Here is a 22,318-nt window from a genome sequence, read left to right as displayed (position 1 = left end):
GGAGCCCGGCTTTGCGCCTAGACCTGTTGCGGGTTTGCGGAAGACACCGCGGTCGGGGGACAGGTTGAAACGGTCGGCGATCATCGCAGCGTTACTGGCCGCGGCCGCCATGGCGGGGACAGCGCGCCTGACCGCCGCTCCCGGATCAGGCATCATCCTGCAAGGCACCGGTCGCACCAGCCTGCAACAGGAGCAGGAAGCGCTAAGGACGGCAAGGCTGCAATACCGGCCCCGCCGTTCCGCCGCCGCCATGGCCGCGCGCATCCAGCAGGCGGAGGCGGACATTCAGGCAGCCCAGGCGCGCATCGCCATCATCGCCAGGTTGCAGCGCGCGCAGGCGGAGCGGCTGGCCGCCAAGCAGCAGCCGGTCGTGCGCCTGACCGCCGCATTGCAGATGATCGTGCGCCGGCCCTTGGCGCTTGCGCTGGTCCAGCCCGGATCGATCAGCGACGCCGTGCATATGCGTGCCGTGCTGAGCCAGGTGCTGCCCGTCATCCGCGAACGGACGGCCGGGCTGCGCGCCGAACTGGAACGCAGCCGGGCGCTGAGGGAAACGGCCGAGCAGGCGGCGGGCGCGCTGGCGCAGAGCCGCGCTGACCTTCGCGAACGGCAGGCGGCGTTGCGCACGCTGGAAACCCGCAAGCGGATGGCCGAACGGGACTATCAATCCAGTGCGGGGCTGGAGAGCGAACGCGCGCTGGCGCTGGGGGAGCGGGCGCGCGACATTGCCGACCTGATGGACCGGATCGAGACGGCGGGCGACCTGCGGGAGCGGCTGGCGCAACTGCCCGGTCCGATGCTGCGCCCCGCCCAGCCGCACCTTGCGCCTGCTTCCAACGCGGTGCGCGAACGGACGCAGGGCGGGCCGCCACCCTATCGCTTGCCGGTGGTGGGGCAGCTGGTGACCGGATTGGGGGAGATGTCCGAAAGCGGGGTGCGGTCGCGCGGGCTCACTATCGTCACGCAGGCAGGCGCGCTCGCGGTCGCGCCCACCGGCGGGCGCGTGGCTTTTGCGGGCCCCTATCGCGGCTATGGGCAGATCGTGATCATCGACCATGGCGGCGGATGGACGACGCTGATCACGGGCCTGTTGCGGCTGACCGCGGAAGTCGGCGACGTGGTGCGGCAGGGCGATCCGCTGGGCAATGCCGGACCGGGGCGGCCCAGCATCACCGTGGAATTGCGGCGCCACGGACAGCCGGTCGACATCGTGCCGCTGGTCAGCGGCTAGGCGCCCGCGGGACGCCGCCCGGCACCTTATGTAGTGAGTGAACTCTATCGCTTTTGCCTCTATTCATAAACGCGCCTATATTGACCGCTTGATGCCAGGACTCAGGACAGCAATGACTTCCAATTTCTTCCGGGGCGCGATCGCCCTTGGCGCGCTTGCGCTCATCCCCGCCACCACCGCGGCGCTCGCCGACGGGGAAGCGAGCAGCTACAAGGCGCTCGACGAGTTCATGGACGTGTTCCAGAAAGTACGCAGCGACTATGTAGAAAAGGTCGACGACGAGAAGCTGATCAAGGGCGCGATCGACGGCATGCTGGCCGGCCTGGACCCGCACAGCAGCTTCCTGGACGCGCGCGATTTCCAGAATCTGCGCACCCAGACGGAGGGCAGCTATGGCGGCCTGGGTCTGTCGGTCACTCAGGAGGATGGCGCGGTCAAGGTGATCGCGCCGACGCAGGATACCCCGGCCTGGCGCGCGGGCATCAAGGCGGGCGACTATATCACCCATCTCGACGGGCAGCTCATCTATGGCGGCACGCTGGACGAGGCGGTGGACAAGATGCGCGGCGCGCCGGGCACCGCGATCAAGCTGACGATCGTGCGGCCGGGCCGCGACAAGCCGATCGAACTCACCCTGACGCGCGAGATCATTCAGTTGAAGCCCGTCAAATGGGAAGTGAAGAACAATGTCGGCGTGATCAACATCGTCAGCTTTTCCGCCAATACCGGCGCGGACGTGCGCCAGGCGATCCGCAGCATCGACAAGGCGGTGGGCGGCAAGCCAACCGGCTACATCCTCGACCTACGGTCCAACCCCGGCGGCCTGCTGGACGAAGCGGTGGCGGTCAGCGACAGCTTTCTGGAGCGGGGCGAGATCGTGTCGCAGCGCGGGCGCAACAAGGGCGATGTCGAACGCTATTACGCCAAGCCCGGCGACGATGCGAAGGGCCTGCCGGTGATCGTGCTGGTCGATGCGGGATCGGCTTCGGCGTCCGAGATCGTCGCGGGCGCGTTGCAAGACCAGCATCGCGCGCTGGTGATGGGCGAGCGCACCTTCGGCAAGGGCAGCGTCCAGACCATGCTGCCGCTGACCAACACCACGGCGCTCAAGCTGACGACCGCGCGCTATTACACCCCGGCGGGACGGTCGGTGCAGGAAGGCGGGATCGAGCCGGACATCCGCGTGCCGCAGTTGAGCGACCCGGATTACAAGAACCGTCCCAAATTCCGCGAAAGCGACCTGCGCCGCCACCTGATCAACGAGATCAAGACGGACAATGCCGCGCTGGAAGAGGATGTGAAGGACGATCCCCGCTTCGCCGCCACAGCCGAGGAGTTGAAGAAGAAGGGCATCGAGGACTTCCAGCTCGACTATGCGCTGAAGACCATCAACCGGCTGGCGGCGCGGCCGGGCGCGGTCGTGGCCCAAGCCGAGCCCCAGCCCCAGCCGGTGGCGGCGAAGAAGCCCGCGGCCCGGTGACAGGGGCGCGGGCATCCGTCACCCCCGGCGGCGCGATATAATTGCGCTGCCGGTCCAAGTTCAGCATGACGAAAGGCGTGCGGGCGTTTAAGCGGGCGGTATGAAAAGCCTGCCCCTCGCCCGCGCGATCGCCCTGGCCGTGCCGCTGCTGCTGCTGGGGGGCGCATACGCCTTTCAATATCTGGGCGGGCTTCATCCTTGCGAAATGTGCTGGTGGCAGCGTTACCCGCATATGGCCGCCATGGCACTGGCGCTGATCGCCTATGGCGTGCGCGGCAAGCCGTGCGTCAGCGCCCTGTTCGCTGGCCTCGCGGGTCTGGCGATCGGGATCAGCGGCCTGATCGGCCTGTTCCATGCGGGGGTCGAATATGGCTGGTGGGAAGGGCTGACGTCATGTTCCACCACGCCCGCGAGCGGGGGAGCGGGGGACATATTGGAGCAGATCATGGCCGCGCCCATCACCCGCTGCGACGTTGCCCCCTGGAGCCTGCTGGGGATATCGATGGCGGGCTATAACGGCCTCTTGTCGGGGGCAAGCGCGCTCGCCATCTTGGCCCTGCTGATCAAGGGAAGGAAAGAGGCATGAGCGCGCCCAAGGATTTTCCGCGCCCCGGTCGCAAGGCGACGGCGCGCGAGCGCGCGTCCATGCTGCGGGTCGATCAGGCTGGCGAGTTCGGCGCGATCCGCATCTATGCCGGGCAGCTCGCCGTCATGGGCGACCGCCATCCCGATTCCCGTCTGATCGCGGGCATGCTGGCGCAGGAGGAACGGCACCGCAGCATCTTCGACGCGATGATCGTGGAGCGCGGCGTGCGGCCGACGCTGTTGCGGCCGGTCTGGAATGTCGCTGGCTTTGCGCTGGGGGCGGTGACCGCCGCCATCGGGCCGCATGCCGCCATGGCCTGCACCGCTGCGGTCGAAACGGAAATCGACCGCCATTATGGCGAGCAGTTGGAGGCGCTGGGCGGCGACGACGCGGAACTTGCCGCCACCATCACGGATTTTCAGGCCGAGGAACTGGAGCATCGCGACACCGCCATCGCCCATGGAGCGGAGCAGGCCGTCGCCTATCCGCTGCTGTCGGGCGTCATTCGCCTGGCTTGCCGCGCCGCCATCGCCCTGTCTAAGCGGATCTGAGGAGACGAGAAGAAATGAAGACGACACCGATCATCGCCGCGATGCTGATGGCGGCCGCCGCCCTCCCCGCTTCCGCGCAGCAGGCTGGCCCGGCGGAAGCGCAGGCACCGGCGGCGGGCGCGGCAGCCCCCGGTTCCGAACGCGTCAATCTGGTGATCGTCTATGGCGATGACCCGTGTCCGCAAAGCGAAGGCAGCGACATCGTCGTGTGCGCGCGCAAGGGCGAAGAGGAACGCTACCGCATTCCCGAACCGCTGCGCGGCGATCCCAACGCGCCTGCGAACCAGGCCTGGGGGGAACGGGTGAAGTCGATGGAATATGTCGGCCGGACCGGCACGGAAAGCTGTTCCGCCACCGGCCCCGGCGGCTTCACCGGCTGCTTTAACCAGCTCGCGCGGCTTGCGAAGGCCGAACGGCAGCAGGCGGACAATGCGAGCTGGAAGGACCTGGTCGAGGCGGAGCGCGCGCGGCGCCTTTCCACCATCGACGCGGACAGCCGCGAGATCGAGGCGCGCGCCGTCGCCGAGGAAAAGGCCAGGGCCGCCGGCACGGCCCAGACCCAGACGCCCGCGCCGCAGCCCAGCGCGCCCTGACGCACAGCGGCGAAGCTGGCATGGGGGCATGCCCGATTGGCAGGGGAGATGAAGGATGATCACCGATGCGTTTCCCCTTTGCCGCTGCCCTCGCCACGCTCCTGCTGTTGCCCATGGCCGCCCCGGCCGGGGCTGAACCGCCGCGCAAGATCTTCAACCTCATCGTCTATGGTGATGACCCCTGCCCCAAGGGCGAGGGCGACGAGATCATCGTCTGCGCGCGCAAGCCGGAATCGGAGCGCTACCGCATTCCCAAGAAGCTGCGCGAAAAGCCCGCGCCATCCGGCGGGCCGGGATGGGGCAGCCAGGTCGCGACGATGGAGCAGGTGCAGCGGCAGACGCTGCCCGGAAGCTGTTCGGCGATCGGCAGCAACGGCTTTACCGGCTGCACCGCCAAGATGCTGGAACAATGGTTCGCCGAACGGCGGATGCAGGAGTCCAGGGGCGAGCCCTGAGCCGCCCTCCAGGGCTTGCCTTGCGCGCCGATCTGGCATAGGGCGCTCCTGTCATCTGGGGAGTAGCCAGCCGTTCCGCCATGAAGGAACGGGCCGTTCGTCAACATATTTGGCCGAGAGGCCATGGCGGACGGGATGGAGAGCCTGACGGGCTTTCTTCATCGGGCGAGACCAATGGCATCGGCTTTTCCGCGTCCGGCCGGGCGGGAAGAGGCGGTGGCATTGCGTCTTTCACCTTCGCCCGGCCCGGATGTTCGCTCCATGGAAGCATTCACTACCTCCGCGGCGCTGGTCGCACTCGCCGAGATGGGGGACAAGACGCAGTTGCTGGCCATGCTGCTCGCGACCCGCTTCCGCCGTCCCCTGCCCATCATCATGGGCATATTGGCCGCGACGCTTGCCAACCATTTCCTCGCCGCGCTGGTGGGTCATTCGATCGCGGGCGTCCTCGATCATCCGTGGTTCCGCTATGCCGTCGCGGCGAGCTTCATCGCCATGGCGGGCTGGACCTTGATCCCCGACACGTTCGACGAGGACGAGCCGTTGAAGGCTCCAGGGCGCGCCGGGGTGTTCGTCACCACGCTGGTCGCCTTCTTCCTGGTGGAGATGGGCGACAAGACCCAGATCGCCACCGTCGCGCTGGGCGCGCGGTTCGACAGTCTGCTGGCGGTCACGGCCGGGACGACGATGGGCATGATGATCGCCAATGTGCCCGCCGTGCTGTTTGGCGAGGCGCTGGCGAAGAAAGTGCCGATGCGCGCGCTCCAGGTCGCGGCCGCCCTGCTGTTCCTGGGGCTTGGCCTGTGGATGATCGCCGGTCTTCTGGGCTGGATCGGCTAAAAAAGGAACAGGCGCGCCGCCGCAGCGGTTGTCAGCAGGCGGCGGCTGTTGCAAGGGGACAAGCAACGTCATTCCCCAAGCAGGACAGCCATGGAACAGGTGATGAAGGACAGTCTGGTTACAGTGTTCGGCGGCGGCGGTTTCCTGGGCCGTCATGTCGCGCAGGCGCTGATGGAAGGTGGCGCGCGCGTCCGCATCGCCCAGCGCGAACTGGCGAGCGCGATGCGGGTGCAGCCGCTGGGCGGCCTTGGCCAGAAGCAATATGTCGCGGCGGACATCCGCAAGCCGCAAAGCGTGGCGCGCGCCGTCGCGGGCAGCGACATGGTGATCAACCTGGTGGGCGTGCTGAACGGCGATTTCGAAGGCACGCACCATGACGGCGCGGCGAATGTCGCCAAGGCGGCGGCCGATGCGGGCGTCAGGGCGCTGGTCCATGTGTCGGCGATCGGCGCCGATCCGCAGAGCCCGTCGGCCTATGGCCGTTCCAAGGCGGCGGGGGAAGAGGCCGTGCGCGCCGCCTTTCCAAGCGCGACGATCATCCGCCCGTCCATCCTGTTCGGCCCGGAGGACCAGTTCCTCAACCGCTTCGCGCAGCTGATCAGCCGCCTGCCGGTGGTGCCGGTGATCGGCGCATCGACGAAGTTCCAGCCCGTCTATGTGGGCGACGTCGCGCAGGCGATCGTCAACGCGGTCAGCGATCCGGGCGCGCATGGCGGCAAGACCTATGAGCTTGGCGGACCACGGCAGCTGAGCATGATGGAATTGAACGGCTGGATCGCCAAGGCGATCGGGCGGGAACGCGGCCTGGTCGCGGTGCCCGCCCCGGTCGCGTCGATGATCGCGAAGCTGGGCTTCCTGCCGGGCGCGCCGATCACCCAGGATCAATATGCGATGCTGCAAAAGGACAATGTGGTGTCCCCCGGCGCGCCGGGCCTTGCGGAACTGGGCGTTGCCCCGACGCCGATGGAGGCGGTCGCGCAGAACTGGCTGGTGCGTTACCGGCGGCATGGCCGCTTCGCCGGACGGGTGAAGGCCTGATCCACGCCGCCCATGCCCCGCTTCCCCGGCGGGGCGACGGGCTTACGCGACCGGCCGTGCAGTGACCTGCATTGCGCCGGTCCTTCGCTTCTGCACAATAGCGCCCATTCCAGGCGCCCGTCCGGGACAGCTTTCCCTTCCATCATCATCGAGGATCAGACACGGCCATGGACCTGCATTATCTGACGGTAATCCTGCTGGGCATCGTCGAGGGGCTGACCGAGTTCCTGCCCGTATCGTCGACCGGGCATCTGATCCTGGCGAGCGAGCTGCTGGGCTATGACGCGTCCACATGGGCGATGTTCAACGTCGTCATCCAGCTAGGCGCGATCCTGGCGGTCGTGGTGCTGTACTGGCGGACATTCTGGGCCGTGGCGCTGGGATTGCTGCGGAAGGAACCTGCGAGCTGGCGGTTCCTGCGCAACCTGTTGATCGCCTTCCTCCCTTCCGCCGTGATCGGGCTGGCGCTGCATGATTTCATCGAAACGCTGCTTGGCGCGCCCAAGGTGGTGGCCTGGGCGCTGATCATCGGCGGCGTCGCCATCCTGCTGATCGAGCGGATGGTGAAGGAAAACCGCTTCCACGGCATTGCCGACATCCCCATGGCGCGGGTCGTGGGCATCGGCTTCATCCAGTGCATTTCGATGATCCCCGGCGTCAGCCGATCGGGCGCGACGATCATGGGCGCGCTCGCGCTGGGCGTCGAACGGCGCACTGCCGCCGAATTCAGCTTCTTCCTCGCCATTCCGACCATGCTGGGGGCGAGCACGCTGGAACTGCTGAAGAAGGGGGACCAGATCACCTCCGCCACGGTCGGCTGGGGCAGCATCGGCTTGGGCTTCCTGGTGTCGTTCATCGTCGCGCTGCTGGTGATCCGCTGGTTCGTGGGGCTGGTGTCGCGACACGGATTCGCGCCTTTCGCCTGGTATCGGATCGTGGCGGGAGCGGCGGCGCTGCTATGGCTGACGATGAGATAGGTCCGATCCGGTCTTTTTTCCGGTGAGACAAAGCGGCTGAACGTCGAACCGAAACAAATATGATGTGAAATTGGGTCATCTATGCTGACCTAAATAGCAGAATCCGCGTGACTCCGCGGGTATTTCTGCTATGTGCGCCCTGAATTCATTTAGGGACTCATCATGGCTGACAATCCGATGCTGAAATTCGTGGGAACCGGCCAAGCCTATCCCGAGAAGCGTTCGGCCGGCGATCGCGCCGACGACTTCATGGAAATCAGCGTCAGCTTCCTGCTGGAAAAGGCGGAGGAGCAGGCGTCGCGCTGCTCGCAATGCGGCGTCCCCTATTGCGCGACTCATTGCCCGCTGCACAATCATATCCCCGACTGGCTGCGCCTGACGGCCGAAGGACGGCTGCGCGAAGCCTATGAGCTGTCCAACCTGACCAGCACCATGCCGGAAATCTGCGGCCGCATCTGCCCGCAGGACCGCCTGTGCGAGGGCAATTGCGTTATCGAATTTTCGGGGCACGGCGCCGTCACCATCGGGTCGGTCGAAAAGTTCATCACCGACACCGCCTGGAAGGAAGGCTGGGTGGAGCCGCTGGTTCCGGGCAAGCCGCTGGGCCAGTCGGTCGGCGTCATCGGCGCGGGTCCGGCGGGCCTGACCACCGCCGAATATCTGCGCGTCGCGGGCTATGAGGTGCATGTCTATGACCGGCATGACCGTGCTGGCGGGCTGCTGACCTATGGAATCCCCGGCTTCAAGCTGGAGAAGGATGTGGTCATGCGCCGCGTCCAGCGGCTGAAGGACGGCGGCATCATCTTCCATGAAGGGTTCGAGGTCGGCCGCGATGCCAGCCTTGAGGAATTGCGGGGGCGTCATGACGCCATCCTGATCGCGACCGGCGTCTACAAGCCGCGCGACATCAAGGCGCCGGGCGTGGGCGCGGCGGGCGTGGTCAAGGCGCTCGACTTCCTCACCGCGTCGAACAAGGCCGGGTTCGGCGATGCCGTGCCGGAGCATGAGGACGGCACGCTGCACGCCAATGGCAAGAAGGTCGTCGTCATCGGCGGCGGCGACACGGCGATGGACTGCGTCCGCACCGCGATCCGCCAGGGGGCGACGTCGGTGAAGTGCCTCTACCGCCGCGACCGGGAAAATATGCCCGGATCGCAGCGCGAGGTGCAGAATGCGGAGGAGGAAGGCGTCGAGTTCGTCTGGCTGTCCGCGCCGATCGCGTTCGAAGGCACGGAGCATGTGACCGGCGTCAAGGTGACCAAGATGCGCCTGGGCCAGCCTGACGCGTCAGGCCGCCGCGCGCCGGAAGCCGATCCGGGCAGCGAATATTCGATGGACGCCGACATGGTGATCAAGGCGCTGGGCTATGATCCGGAGGACCTTCCCAAGCTGTTCGGCGCGGAGGACCTGTCGGTCACCCGCTGGGGCACGTTGCGCGTCGATCACAAGACGATGATGACGTCGATGGACGGCGTGTTCGCCGCTGGCGACATCGTGCGCGGCGCTTCGCTGGTCGTGTGGGCGATCCGCGACGGCCGCGACGTGACCGAGCATATGCACCGCTACCTGAAGGCGAAGGCCAAGGCGGCGGCGGGCGAAAGGCAGGCGGCGTGAGACGCGCCGTCAGGGCATGCGTGACCGGCCTGGCGCTGCTGGCCGCGCCCCTGGCCCATGCGCAGGCGCCGCAGGGCGCGCCCGCGGCCGATCCGGCGCGGGTCGCGGCGGCGCGGCCTGTGGTGGACAAGATCTTTCCGGCGGGCACTTACCGCCGGATGATGGACGGCACCATGTCCAAGATGATGGACAGCATGATGGATGGCGTCATGAAGATGCCGATCGCCCAGCTCGCGCGCATCGGCGGGGTGCCGCAGGACAGGCTGGCCAGCCTGGACGAAACGTCGATGGAGCAGATCAGCGCCATCGTCGACCCCAATTTCCGCCAGCGCACCAAGCTGGGCATGGACGCGATGATGGCGTCGATGGCCGACATGATGGACGGTTTCGAACCCAAGGTGCGCGACGCGCTGACCCGCGCCTATGCGCGCAAGTTCGACGGCAGGCAGCTCAGCGAACTGGCGGCTTTCTTCAACACGCCGACCGGCGGCCTGTATGCCCGCGAGTCCATGATGATGTTCATGGACCCGGAGATCATGGGCGAGATGCAGGCGCTGATGCCTGAGATGATGCAAAAAATGCCCGATATGGCGGCCAGGGCGGAAGCGGCGGCGAAAAGCCTGCCGCCGCCGCGCAAGATCGCCGACCTGTCGCCTGATGAGCGCGGCAAGCTGGCGAAGCTGTTGGGTGTCAAGGCGAGCGATCTGACCGATCAGCCCGCCACCAGTGACGAAGGGACGAAGTGATGACCGACCAGACCCGCTATATGGCGAGCCCCGAGGAGCGCGCTCGCATCGCGGCCGAGGGCATGTATCATCCCGAAATGGAGGGTGACGCTTGCGGCGTCGGCCTGGTCGCCGCGACGGACGGCCGCCCAAGCCGCCGCGTGGTCGCCAGCGCGATCGATGCGCTCAAGGCCGTGTGGCACCGTGGCGCGGTGGACGCCGATGGCAAGACCGGCGACGGCGCGGGCATCCATGTCGACCTGCCGGTGCGCTTCTTTGACGACGCGATCGCGGATTCGGGGCACAAGCCGCTTCCCAACCGGCTGGCCGTCGGCATGATCTTCCTGCCGCGTACCGATCTTTCGGCGCAGGAAACCTGCCGCACCATCGTCGAGAGCGAGATCATCGACGCTGGCTACACCATCTATGGCTGGCGCCAGGTGCCCGTCGACGTGTCCGTCATCGGCGAGAAGGCGCAGCGCACGCGCCCCGAAATCGAGCAGATCATGATCGCCGGGCCGATGCCGGAGGAACGCGACATCGCCGAGTTCGAGAAGGACCTCTACCTCATCCGCCGCCGGATCGAGAAGAAGGTGATCGCCGCGCAGATCCAGGATTTCTACGTCTGTAGCCTGTCCTGCCGGTCGATCATCTACAAGGGCCTATTCCTCGCGGAATCGCTGTCGGTCTTTTACCCCGACCTTCAGGACGAGCGGTTCGAGAGCCGCGTCGCGATCTTCCACCAGCGCTATTCGACCAACACTTTCCCGCAATGGTGGCTGGCCCAGCCCTTCCGCACGCTGGCGCATAATGGCGAGATCAACACGATCCGCGGCAACAAGAACTGGATGAAGAGCCACGAGATCAAGATGGCTTCGCTGGCCTTCGGGGATCATAGCGAAGACATCAAGCCCGTGATCCCGGCCGGCGCGTCGGATACCGCCGCGCTCGACGCCGTGTTCGAGGCGATCTGCCGTTCAGGCCGCGACGCGCCGACCGCGAAGCTGATGCTGGTGCCCGAAGCCTGGCAGGCGGCGAACGAAACGCCGCAGCCGCACATGGATATGTATGAATATCTCGCCTCTGTGATGGAGCCGTGGGACGGCCCCGCCGCGCTGGCGATGACGGACGGCCGCTGGGTCGTGGCGGGCGTGGACCGCAACGCGCTGCGTCCGCTGCGCTATACGCTGACGGGCGACAATCTGCTGATCGTGGGTTCGGAAACCGGCATGGTCGTGGTTCCCGAAGCGACCATCGTGCGCAAGGGCCGCATGGGTCCGGGGCAGATGATCGCCGTCGATCTGGCCGAAGGCGTGATCTACGACGACAAGGAGATCAAGGATCAGATCGCGGGCGAACGGCCCTATGCGGAACTGATCAAGGACTTCATGCGCGTGGATGACCTGCCGCAGGCGCAAAGCGCCCTGCCGCAGTGGGACAAGGCGGAGCTGACGCGCCGTCAGGTCGCGGCCAATATGTCGCTGGAGGATATGGAGCTGATCCTGGCCCCCATGGTCGAGGATGCGAAGGAAGCCGTTGGCTCCATGGGCGACGACACGCCGCTGGCGGTCATTTCCGACAAGCCGCGCACGGTCAGCCATTTCTTCCGCCAGAATTTCAGCCAGGTCACCAATCCGCCGATCGACAGCCTGCGCGAACGGCATGTGATGAGCCTGCGCACCCGCTTTTCCAACCTGCACAACATATTGGAGCAGGATGCGCAGAACAGCCATGTGCTGGTGCTGGATTCGCCGGTGCTGACTTCGTCCGAATGGGCGCGGTTGAAGGCGCATTTCGGCCCGGCGGTGGCGGAAATCGACTGCACTTTCCCGGCCGAGGGCGGGCAGGAGCAGCTGCGCGCGGCGATCGCCCGTATCCGCGAGGAAGCCGAGCAGGCGGTGCGCGAAGGCCGCACCGAAATCTTCCTGACGGACGAGCGTAGCGATGCCGGCAGGATCGCCATCGCGGGCGTGCTGGCGGCGGCGGCGGTGCACACGCACCTCGTCCGCAAGGGGCTGCGCAGCTACGCGTCGATCAACGTGCGCTGCGCCGAAGCGCTCGACACCCATTATTTCGCCGTGCTGATCGGCGTGGGCGCGACGACAGTGAACGCCTATCTGGCCGAAGCGAGCATCGCGGACCGCCATGGGCGCGGCCTGTTCGGCGACCTGACGCTCGACCAATGCTTCGAACGGTTCCGCACCGCCATCAACGAAGGCCTGCTCAAGATCATGTCCAAGATGGGCATCGCGGTCATCAGCAGCTATCGCGGCGGCTATAATTTCGAAGCGGTCGGCCTGTCGCGCGCGCTGGTCAACGACCTGTTCCCCGGCATGCCCGCGAAGATTTCGGGCGAGGGCTATCAGTCGCTCCACTACAGCGCCAAGCTGCGCCACGACATGGCCTATGACAGCGCGGCCGTGCGCCTGCCGGTCGGCGGCTTCTACCGCCAGCGCAACGGGGGTGAGACCCACGCCTATTCGGCGCAGCTCATGCACCTGTTGCAGACATCGGTCGCGACCGACAGCTATTCCACCTATCTGCAATTTTCGCGCGGAGTGCGCGACCTGCCGCCGGTCTATCTGCGCGACCTGCTGGAGTTCAACTTCGCGCGCGAAGCGGTGCCGATCGACGAGGTCGAGGCGACCACGGAAATCCGCAAGCGCTTCGTGACGCCGGGCATGTCGCTGGGGGCATTGTCGCCCGAAGCGCATGAGACGCTGGCGATCGCAATGAACCGCATCGGCGCGAAGGCCGTTTCCGGCGAGGGCGGCGAGGATGCGAACCGCTTCAAGCCCTATGAGAATGGCGACAATGCCAACAGCGTGATCAAGCAGATCGCGTCGGGCCGCTTTGGCGTCCATGCCGAATATCTGGGCAGCGCCGAGGAAATCGAGATCAAGGTCGCACAGGGCGCCAAGCCCGGCGAAGGCGGCCAGTTGCCCGGTTTCAAGGTGACCGAGTTCATCGCCAAGCTGCGCCATTCGACGCCCGGCGTGACGCTGATCTCGCCGCCGCCGCACCACGACATCTATTCGATCGAGGATCTGGCGCAGCTCATCTACGACTGCAAGCAGATCAACCCGCGCGCGCGGGTGTGCGTCAAGCTGGTGAGCCAGGCGGGCATCGGCACGGTCGCGGCGGGCGTGGCGAAGGCGCATGCAGACGTCATCCTGGTCGCGGGCCATGTCGGCGGCACCGGCGCTTCACCGCAGACGTCGATCAAATATGCGGGCACGCCGTGGGAAATGGGCCTGTCGGAAGCCAATCAGGTGCTGACGCTCAACGGGCTGCGCCATCGGGTGAAGCTGCGCACGGACGGCGGGCTCAAGACCGGGCGCGACATCGTGATCGCGGCGATCCTGGGCGCGGAAGAGTTCGGCATCGGCACGCTGTCGCTGGTCGCCATGGGCTGCATCATGGTGCGCCAGTGCCATAGCAACACCTGCCCCGTGGGCGTGTGCGTGCAGGATGAAAAGCTGCGCCAGAAGTTCACCGGCACGCCGGAGAAGGTCATCAACCTCATGACCTTCATCGCCGAGGAAGTGCGCGAGATATTGGCGCGGCTGGGCTATCGCAGCCTGGACGAGGTGATCGGGCGGACGGAGCTGCTCAAGCAGGTCAATCGCGGGGCCGAGCATCTGGACGACCTCGACCTCAACCCCATCCTCGCCAAGGTGGATGCGCCCGACGAGCAGCGGCGTTTCAGCCTGACCGAATGGCGCAACGAGGTGCCCGACAGCCTGGATGCGCAGATGATGCGCGACGCCAAGGCCGTGTTCGAGCGTGGCGAGAAGATGCAACTCACCTACACGGTCCGCAACACGCATCGCGCGGTCGGCACCCGGCTGTCGGCGGCGGTGACCGAGCGGTTCGGCATGTCGACGCTGGCGGACGGCCACCTGACCGTGCGCCTGCGGGGGAGCGCGGGCCAGTCGCTGGGCGCGTTCCTGTGCAAGGGCATCACGCTGGAAGTCTTTGGCGACGCCAACGACTATGTGGGCAAGGGCCTGTCGGGCGGCATGATCGTCGTGCGCACGACCGTGTCCTCGCCGCTGTCGAGCAAGGACAACACGATCATCGGCAACACCGTGCTGTATGGCGCGACGGCGGGCAAGCTGTTCGCGGCGGGCCAGGCGGGCGAGCGTTTCGCCGTCCGCAACTCCGGCGCGCAGGTGGTGGTCGAGGGCTGCGGAGCCAATGGCTGCGAATATATGACCGGCGGCACGGCGGTGATCCTGGGCCGCACGGGCGCGAATTTCGGCGCGGGCATGACCGGCGGCATGGCCTTCATCCTGGACGAAGACGGCAGCTTCGGCGCGCGGGCGAACCCGGAAAGCATCGTCTGGCAACGGCTCGACAGCGCCTATTGGGAAGCGCAGCTCAAGGCCCTGATCGCCGAGCATGCGGTGGCGACCGACAGCAAATGGTCGAACACCATCCTTGACGACTGGGACCGCTGGCGGCGCTATTTCTGGCAGGTCTGCCCCAAGGAGATGGTGAACCGGCTGGCGCATCCCCTGAGCGACGCGCAGACGGTGGCTGCCGCGGAATAAGGGATAAGGGCGGCCTTGTTTGCTGATCTTTCCGCGTCAGGCGCGAAGATCAGCGGGGCCGCCCCGTCTCCGCGATATCAGGGTATCGCCACCACAGGCTGGACCTGAACCGGCGCCGACGCCGCAACGCCCTGTGCGATCCGCATGGGCGAAGGCGCGGCATCCTCACCCTTGGCGAAGCGCTCTATGCGGTCTGGAAGCTGATGGACGGGAGACGGTGGCGTGTCATCCACCTGCGCCATCAGGTCCTCCGGCTCATCGGATCCTCTCGCCTCATAATCCTGCACCACCGGATCGTCATAGCCACTCCATGAGCCGTAGGACGCCTGCATCTGCCGCTGCGCCAACGTAGGCCCGCAGCCGGTGCACCGCACCTCGACCGGCCCGTTGAGCGCGGTGGAATCCAGCGGCATCCCCTGCCCCTCTTCCGAAAAGGCCATGCCGTCATCATAGGCTGCAACAGCAGCGCGCGGCGGCGTGACGGCATAGAAGCCCAGCCCAAGACCGCCCGCGAGCGCCGCGCCTGCGCTCGCCATGCTGAACAACCAGAAACGGGCCGACATGCTGGCACTCTCCATCATCTGTCCCGCCCCGCCATTCCCTTCACGGAAAAGAAAACGCGCATGAAGATCGGTTGTTGCATGGGTCCAAAGCCTTTGCTAAGGGCCGCCTCCTATCAGGTGCCGGTCCTGCCGGTTTCCCTTCAGATGTGCGGTCGTGGCGGAACTGGTAGACGCGCAACGTTGAGGTCGTTGTGGCCGAAAGGCCGTGGAAGTTCGAGTCTTCTCGACCGCACCATCTCCATAAATCCGGCTCTCAGGATCACCGGCGCATATGCCGGTTCGGGCGCGGCTTTGCGCTTCCTGATATTAAGCAGTTCCCTCCCGCACCGGCTGGTGTCCGCTCATCTCAGCGCCTGCATCTGGAGCGAAACGCCGGTTCCAGATGATGGCGCAAGCGGAGATGCTCGCCACGATCATGAAGGCGACGGAGAAATCAGCCAGCGTGAGGCTGGCGCGCCCCGCAAGCAGCGGCCCCAGCTCAAGCGCCGCCGCCGCCGTGCAGATGCCGAGCGATAGCGTGAGTTGCTGAAAGGTGGCGTAGAAGCTCGTCGCCGCGCTCATCCGGCCTTTGTCGACGTCGGCATAGGCGATCGCGTTATAGCCGGTAAACTGGAAGGAGGTGAAAAAGCCGGACAGGGCCAGCACGCCGACGATCGCAGCCATCGGCCAGTCAGGACGGAACAGGGCGCAGGTGGCGTAGCCTGCGCTGCTTATCAGCCCCGATACGATCAGGCTGTTGCGGAACCCCCACCGCCGCAGCACGCGCGGGGCCAGCGCCTTCATCGCCAGCGCGCCGATCGCGCCCGCCATGGTGATCGTGCCAGTGGCCGCAGCCGACAGGCCGAAACCGATCTGAAACATCAGCGGCAGCAGGAACGGCTGCGCGCCCTGGGTTATGCGGGTAAGCGAACCGCCGATGACGGAGAGGCGGAAAGTCGCCACCCGCATGAGCGCCGGGTCGAGGATCGGGTCGGCGGTGCGGCGCGCATGCCGCGCATAGCCGATGCCGAGCAGCGCACCGGCGACGAGCAACGCCAGCGCGATGCGCCCCGTGCCTGGACGGCTCGCCAGTTCGAAGCCGAACAGCAGGCAACTGAGCGTCAGACCGGAGAGCAGGAAGCCGGGAATGTCGAAGCGCGCGCGGGCGTCTCCACGCACCTCTGGCACGATCATCAGCGCGCCCGCCACGCCCAGCAGCCCGATCGGCAGGTTGAGATAGAAAATCCAGCGCCAATCGAGCCAGGTGACGATCAGGCCGCCGAGCGGTAGGCCAAGGATGGGTCCCGCCAGCGCGGGCATGACCAGCCATGACAGCGCCTGGACCATATCCTCCTTGGCGACGCTGCGCAGCAGCAGGAGGCGGCCCACCGGCACCATCATCGCGCCGCCAATCCCCTGCGCGAACCGGGCCGCGACGAGCATCGGCAGCGACGCCGCCTGAGCGCAGGCGATCGATCCCAGGAGGAAAAAGACGATGGCCCAGCAGAAAATCGTTCGAGAACCGAACCTGTCGCCCAGCGTGCCACTGGCCGGAATGAACAGTGCGAGCGCAAGCAGATAGCTGGTGAGCGCAAGGCTGAGGCTGGTCGCGGGTACGCCCAGGTCGCGCGCCATGGTGGGCAGCGCGATGGTCAGCACCGTGCCGTCGAGCTGCTGCATGAACAGGGCGGACGCGACGACAAGCGCGATCATCTGGTAACGCCGCGGCGCTGCCTTTCCCGGCGGCGTTCCCGCGACCGCATCGACGCCGGGCGCCAACCCATCGCCCGCATCCGCGCTCATCGACGCCAATCTGCTTCTCCGCCACCGCATCCGTACCTGCTCGCATCCTGAAGGGTCTCGGATGTCCAAACACTCCTGAAGCGTTTCCGGCAACAGGACGCCCGGATTTGCTTTGGAAACGGTGCGTTGTGAAAATTGGAGCTGGGCCCGCGCATGTGAGCTTCGTTCATCTCACATGATGACGGCGGCGGTGCCCAATCGGCCGATGGCGGCACCCACGACATAAAAAAGGGCGCGCCGAATTCGGCGCGCCCAGTTGTTAGGGGTAAGAAGAATTTAGAAACCGAAGCTGATGCCGCCCCGGATCTGTCCCAGGCTGTTGTGCCCGCCGAAGCCATAGCCACCGGATAGGAACAGATTGACGCGCTTGTTGACCGAGGCGTCGATACCCAGTTCGACAAGGCCATGGCCATCCGGGTCCACGCCATCCAGGCGGAAGGCGTTGCCGCCACCCACATATTGGACGGTGCGGTCGCTGCCGATGTTACCCTGGAAGCTGTACTGCACCTTGGCATAGGGGCGGTAAGCAATGCCTTCGGCATCACCCAACAGAGCTCCCGCCTTCACGCCGATGACCGGCTGGAAGACTGTCTTGGACGCATCGTCCACATGGAGTCCAATGCCCGCACCACCTTCTTCGGTGAAGCCGTTCATCGACCAACGGCGGAGCGCCAGCTTGCCGAAGGGCGTCACGACAAGGCCGTTACCCGCGGCGAAGTCGTAGCCCAGTTCCAGGCTGGCATCCCACTGCGAACCCTTGAAGTCGCCTTCAATGGTCCGGGCCAGCAAGGCCAGATCGCGTTCGACTTCAAATTTGGAGAAGCCATAGGCGAACTGGAAGCTGCCATAGAAGGGGCCGAAACCCTGGGTCGCATAGGCACCGATGGTATAGGTGCGAACCTGCGCTTCTTCCGGCGAACCCTTCGCGGTCACGTCATGCTGGCCATAACCGAAGCCGATGCCGAAGGCGCCGTCTTCCTGGTAAGCCACATCAACACCGAACGCGCCGCCATAGCTGTTGGTCTTAATCTTCGAAGCGCCAGACTTGGTGCCGCCCGTCTTGGCGAAATTCGCCGAGGGGTTGAACCAGATCTGGGTGCCCAGCGCTTCGCCATAGCCACGGCGAGCCGCAAGACGATTGATCGTGGTGTTGAACACTGCGTTCTGATCAACCGCGGCAAGCGAACCGTAGATCTCAGCCGAGGAAAGCTCGTTGAAGACCTGCGCTGCTTGCGCGCTGTTCAGGCGCCAGTCGAGACCGGCGGCGATGTTGGCGATGTCCTGCGCATTGGCGATTTCGGTGACCGAAGCAAAGCCGTTGCCGCCAGCGGCGTCCGTCTTCACCCGGGCGATGACATCCGCCAGAGCACTATCCAAACCAACGGCGGCTGCCGCAGCATTGGGGTTGGTCGCGCCAACCGCATAGCTGTTGCGGGTCGCCTCGATCGACACGGTCTTGGCGGCCGCGTCATGCTTCAGTCCGAAAGTCACGAACTGCGAGCTTAGCGAAGACGCTGCGGTCGCCGTCACGTCACCCGTGCCGGTATAGGTGAACAGCGTATAGCCATCGCCGGTCGAATAGAGGCTGTCCTTCGACACCGTCACCGCGACCTTACCAGCCAGGTTCAGGTTACCATCCACCGTGACCGAGGACGGGGTCGAGAAGACACCGGCATTGGTCGGAGTGGTGAAGTAGGGAACGCTTACGCCGCCGGTGATCGGCCCCAGCAGTTCAGGCGAACTGCCGCCATCATTGACGGACAAGTTGCCGAAGCGAACCAGCGAGGGGTTGACGCCGACCACCGTCGTGCCGGTGGCACTCTGGTTATAGTCGCCCTGCTGATAGACTTCGATGCCCTTGATCGCTTCCGGCCCCGGAGTGACGATGCTGTTGCCGACGGACTGAACAAAGGTCGGAGCGCGACGGCCCAGGACAAGGGTGGCGTCATTGTTGATATTGCCCTTGATCCCGAACACTTCGTCAGTGCCGGTCACATCGAGCTGAACTTCGCCAGCCTGAACGTTGAAGTTGCCGACATCCAGCGTCCATGCAGCCGGGTTTGCACCTTCCGCCGGGACATATTCCGACCCGGTGATGACGAAGGTGCCGGTGCCGGTCTTGTTCAGCGCCGTTGCGCCAAGCACCCGCACTCCGGTGGTGCCGAACAGCCCCTGCGCCTCTTCCGGCAGTTCAGCGGCCGGACTGAAGTTGGCGAAGGCCGCGGGCGATACCGGCTTGAACTCGCTGGCACCCAGGAAGCCGCTACCGTTCAGGTTGACGGTCGTGTTCGTCAGATATGCGCCGCTATCGTCGCGCTGTGCGTCGATATCGCCCAGCGTGATCGACCCGTTGTTCAGGTTGATCGTAGCATTGATATCAGCCGTCTTGGCCGCCTGTTCGCCATTGACGCTCAGGTTGAACTTCGCCGGATCGACTTGGCTGGCATCCAGAGCGACGCCGTAGGAGGCGAGCGCCGAACCCAGATCAGAGGCGACATCATCCTGCGTCACGACTGCGCCACCGACCACGAAACCGCGCGATACGCCATTCTGGTCCACGGTGTAGGTCTGGGCCGCCAGGACGGGATCGACCGTTACGCTCGTGGTCGTGATGTCAGCATTGACGGTAGCCGTGCCGCTGAACTGCGATCCGCCAAGCGTGGTCGTGCCAGTCAGCACGCCATTGTTCGTGACAGTGCCGGTGATACCTTCCAGTTCGAGATCGCCGAATGCGATTCCGCTGTTGGTGAAGGTTGCGCTGCCGCCGGCGGGCGTGGCGTTGACAGTCGCAACCACGTTGCGGCTACCGATATCGGCCGGATTGGTGTCGGTGACGGTAAGGCTGCCGCCGCCATCCAGCGCAGAAACGCTGAACTGATTGCCGAAGCCTTCCGTGCCGAGCGTGCCGTTGTTGGTCAGCGAGGCCGACGTCAGGCCTTCGACAAAGACATCTCCAATGGCCGTCCCATTGTTGATGACAGATGCCGAACCACCCACGGGCGTACCCGTGAAGGTCGTCACTTCACTGACAGGAGTAAATCCGTCGGCTGCATAGGTGGTGACGACCTCTTCCGTGCTGTCAAAGCCGAGGCTGGTGGCGTACAGGCTGCCGCCAGAGCCGAAACCGGCATCTCCGATGACGCTGCCTTCTTCGATGGTGATCGATGCGCCGCCCTGGCCCGAGGCGAAGAGGTTACCCGCAACGCTCGGAACGCCCTGCTTCGAAGGTGCATTCACGGCGATGGAGGCTTGTCCGCCAACGGACGTATCACTGTTCCGGCTGGTTACCTGGGTCAGCCTGTCCACGCCGCCCGTCACCGCATATTCGGCGATGTCTTCGCTGTTGAACAGGGCGCTGTTAGCGGACGCGCTGACCGAACCGCCAACGGAGCCGGTAATGTTGGCTGTGGCGTTGCCGAAGCTCGACTGGACATCGGCGCCGCCTTCAATGCGTCCCGCATTGTTGAGCGTCGCATTGCCTGCGACGGCAGGGACCGAATTCACCGTCGAACTGGTGACCGTGGCTGTGCCGTCACCCGCCGCATCGGTGGTGCGAGTGCTGGACGAAGTGATGCTCGCGTCAGCTGCCGTGCCGAAGGTGGGACCCGTCAAACCGGTGCTGACGAACACATTCTGGCCCACCGTCGCCGCCGAACCGATGTCCGCAGAGGCGGAGGCCGTACCCCGAACGGTGACCCCGCCATCGACATTGCTCGCGCCCTGGATCGACACGGAAGCCGCGCCGCCGGTCTGGCTCTGGCTGACTTCGAAATCGCTCGTGGACGTGGTGCCTTGCAGAACGCCCGCATCATAGGAGTCGGTGGTTTCTGAGCTGGACGCAACGTCGATCAGGAAACCCTGGCTAGTCGAGTTGACACTGCCGGAAATCTGACCGCCATTGATGTTGACGGCGCTGCCGCCGTTGCCGGAAGAATTCACATTGCCGCCGAAACCCAGATCATTGCGGGCAACCGCGCCACTGACATTCACCGTGCTAACGCCGCCGGTGGAGGTGACCTGATTGGTGGCAGTGCTGCTGGACACGACAGTGCCGGTGCCAGCCCCATCGCGGGAATCCGTGACCACACCGACATTTTCGCTGTTCTGCGAAGTGCCCTGAGCCGTCGACGAAACATTGCCGTAGACGGTGCCGCTGACGGTCGCGGTGCTGTTCTTGCCCGAGACCTGGCTGATGCTGCCGTCATTGCCGGCGCCGAAGTTCAGCGATCCGTTGATGCCGGCATAGGTGCCGGTGACATCGCCGCCGACGGTCTGCGACGAGCTGCTGGATTCCGTGGTGGTTGTCGTGCCCGAAACAGTGACCGTCGGCCCCGTGCTGGTGAAAGTGCTGTTCTGGCTGGTAGCGTTGGTCCGGCCCAGCACTTCGCCATTATTGGCGATGGTGATCGCGCCCGATTCCGAATCTGCCGTCACGTCGCCGCTGATGCGCCCGGACGCGCCATTGCTGACCGAGATTGCGCCACTGGTAGTCGAGGCTAAGGCATCGCCATCGATGCTGCCGCTGTTCGCGATGCCGACTGTTCCGGTCGTGGCAGAGCCCAGCACATTGCCTGCAACCGAACCGTCATTGTTGATTTGGACATTTCCCGCGTCGAGCGCCGATGCGGAAAGGCTGCCATCCACGGCGCCCGTCAAGCCATTTGCGAGGCTGACATCCCCAAAGGCCGAGCCGGTGACGCTGCCACCCACCGCGCCATTATTGGTGATCGCCACCGCGCCGCCGAAGTTCGCCGCACCGATATTGCCGATGACTTCCCCGTCATTGGTGCCAGTGAAGCTGTTAGCAGCGCTGGCAGCACCTACGCCGCCAAAGCTGACACCTGAGACGCGACCGTCATTGGTGAGCGTGATCGCCCCGTCGCCTTCGCCAGCGGCGTAGCCGCCCGCCACGAAGTCGTAGCCGATGCTCGCCCCGCTAATGTCCGCGCCAGTAGCGACGGTGACCGTCAGATCAGGATTGGCGGGGGTGGTGATTGCAGTGTCAATGTCAGCGTTGACCGCAGCGCCAGTGCCTGCGCCGCTAGGCACGGCGACCGTAGCAGGCGCCGCCCAAGCTCCGCCTGCATTGGCGATAAGAGCCACCGCTGGCATGGATGCTGACAACAGCAACATCCGATGCAGTTTCGAATTATTTCTCATTCATCTTTCCCCTAGTCCATCGTGCGAAGCCGCGACGGGAATGGCGCAAGGGATTAGGTGACCGGAGCAACGCCGACGGTCATGAGCCGCATGTGTCTATGCGGTGAAGTCTCTTCATGTCGTTGCCCCTTAATTCCCGGACAGTTCCTCACTGGTTGAACGTGTGA

The 22,318-nt window shown here is 65.4% G+C and carries 15 protein-coding genes, 1 tRNA gene and 1 riboswitch; of the genes, 13 read left to right on the top strand and 3 right to left on the bottom strand.

Annotated elements, in window-relative coordinates; translation table 11 throughout:
- Positions 1-64: 64 nt before the first annotated feature.
- From ET21_RS0105125 to gltB, 12 genes are all read left to right on the top strand, one after another.
- Positions 65-1,231, top strand: coding sequence for a murein hydrolase activator EnvC (locus tag ET21_RS0105125; RefSeq protein ID WP_030538834.1), 1,167 nt, complete (start codon positions 65-67; stop codon positions 1,229-1,231).
- Between the two features lie 112 nt (positions 1,232-1,343).
- The gene (locus ET21_RS0105120) at positions 1,344-2,711 is read left to right on the top strand and encodes a S41 family peptidase (RefSeq protein WP_030538833.1); all 1,368 of its coding nucleotides are present in this window, start codon (positions 1,344-1,346) and stop codon (positions 2,709-2,711) included.
- 100 nt (positions 2,712-2,811) lie between these two features.
- Positions 2,812-3,297, top strand: a complete 486-nt coding sequence (locus ET21_RS0105115; RefSeq protein WP_021237050.1) for a disulfide bond formation protein B — start codon at positions 2,812-2,814, stop codon at positions 3,295-3,297.
- A complete protein-coding gene (locus ET21_RS0105110; protein ID WP_021237049.1) occupies positions 3,294-3,848 on the top strand; it encodes a demethoxyubiquinone hydroxylase family protein in 555 nt (184 codons plus the stop codon). Before ET21_RS0105115 ends, ET21_RS0105110 begins: the two co-directional genes overlap by 4 nt.
- Before the next feature lie 14 nt (positions 3,849-3,862).
- Positions 3,863-4,441: a hypothetical protein gene (locus ET21_RS0105105; RefSeq protein ID WP_030538832.1), complete on the top strand. Its 579-nt coding sequence runs from the start codon at positions 3,863-3,865 to the stop codon at positions 4,439-4,441.
- A gap of 65 nt (positions 4,442-4,506) precedes the next feature.
- Complete coding sequence (locus ET21_RS0105100) at positions 4,507-4,896, top strand: hypothetical protein (protein ID WP_030538831.1); 390 nt, start codon at positions 4,507-4,509, stop codon at positions 4,894-4,896.
- A 44-nt stretch (positions 4,897-4,940) separates the two neighbouring features.
- A riboswitch (yybP-ykoY riboswitch) is annotated at positions 4,941-5,072 on the top strand.
- An 85-nt stretch (positions 5,073-5,157) separates the two neighbouring features.
- On the top strand, positions 5,158-5,736 hold the full coding sequence (locus ET21_RS0105095) for a TMEM165/GDT1 family protein (protein WP_021237046.1): 579 nt from the start codon (positions 5,158-5,160) through the stop codon (positions 5,734-5,736).
- Between the two features lie 90 nt (positions 5,737-5,826).
- A complete protein-coding gene (locus tag ET21_RS0105090) occupies positions 5,827-6,774 on the top strand; it encodes a complex I NDUFA9 subunit family protein (RefSeq protein ID WP_037470301.1) in 948 nt (315 codons plus the stop codon).
- 167 nt (positions 6,775-6,941) lie between these two features.
- Positions 6,942-7,751, top strand: a complete 810-nt coding sequence (locus ET21_RS0105085; protein ID WP_021237044.1) for an undecaprenyl-diphosphate phosphatase — start codon at positions 6,942-6,944, stop codon at positions 7,749-7,751.
- A gap of 162 nt (positions 7,752-7,913) precedes the next feature.
- A complete protein-coding gene (locus ET21_RS0105080) occupies positions 7,914-9,365 on the top strand; it encodes an NAD(P)-dependent oxidoreductase (protein WP_030538829.1) in 1,452 nt (483 codons plus the stop codon).
- Positions 9,362-10,111 (top strand): DUF2059 domain-containing protein, encoded by a 750-nt coding sequence (locus ET21_RS0105075; protein ID WP_156029020.1) that lies wholly within the window; start codon positions 9,362-9,364, stop codon positions 10,109-10,111. The genes ET21_RS0105080 and ET21_RS0105075 overlap by 4 nt, the downstream gene beginning before the upstream one ends.
- Positions 10,111-14,646, top strand: a complete 4,536-nt coding sequence (gene gltB / locus ET21_RS0105070; RefSeq protein ID WP_021240071.1) for a glutamate synthase large subunit — start codon at positions 10,111-10,113, stop codon at positions 14,644-14,646. The genes ET21_RS0105075 and gltB overlap by 1 nt, the downstream gene beginning before the upstream one ends.
- Positions 14,647-14,723: 77 nt before the next feature.
- On the opposite strand, the gene ET21_RS0105065 is transcribed toward gltB, so the two are convergent.
- Positions 14,724-15,209 (bottom strand): hypothetical protein, encoded by a 486-nt coding sequence (locus ET21_RS0105065; RefSeq protein ID WP_037470293.1) that lies wholly within the window; start codon positions 15,207-15,209, stop codon positions 14,724-14,726.
- Positions 15,210-15,357: 148 nt separating this feature from the next.
- Between ET21_RS0105065 and ET21_RS0105060 the strand changes: the two genes are divergently transcribed.
- A tRNA-Leu gene (locus ET21_RS0105060) sits at positions 15,358-15,444 on the top strand.
- A 71-nt stretch (positions 15,445-15,515) separates the two neighbouring features.
- On the opposite strand, the gene ET21_RS0105055 is transcribed toward ET21_RS0105060, so the two are convergent.
- Together ET21_RS0105055 and ET21_RS28015 are read right to left on the bottom strand one after the other, a co-directional pair.
- Positions 15,516-16,991 (bottom strand): MFS transporter, encoded by a 1,476-nt coding sequence (locus ET21_RS0105055; protein WP_037470290.1) that lies wholly within the window; start codon positions 16,989-16,991, stop codon positions 15,516-15,518.
- 276 nt (positions 16,992-17,267) lie between these two features.
- On the bottom strand, positions 17,268-22,103 hold the full coding sequence (locus ET21_RS28015) for an autotransporter domain-containing protein (protein ID WP_193378961.1): 4,836 nt from the start codon (positions 22,101-22,103) through the stop codon (positions 17,268-17,270).
- Positions 22,104-22,318 lie beyond the last annotated feature (215 nt).

It is taken from the genome of Sphingobium sp. DC-2, from assembly GCF_000722555.1.
Taxonomy (GTDB): domain Bacteria; phylum Pseudomonadota; class Alphaproteobacteria; order Sphingomonadales; family Sphingomonadaceae; genus Sphingobium; species Sphingobium quisquiliarum.
This window is presented reverse-complemented; position numbering and strand designations above follow the sequence as displayed.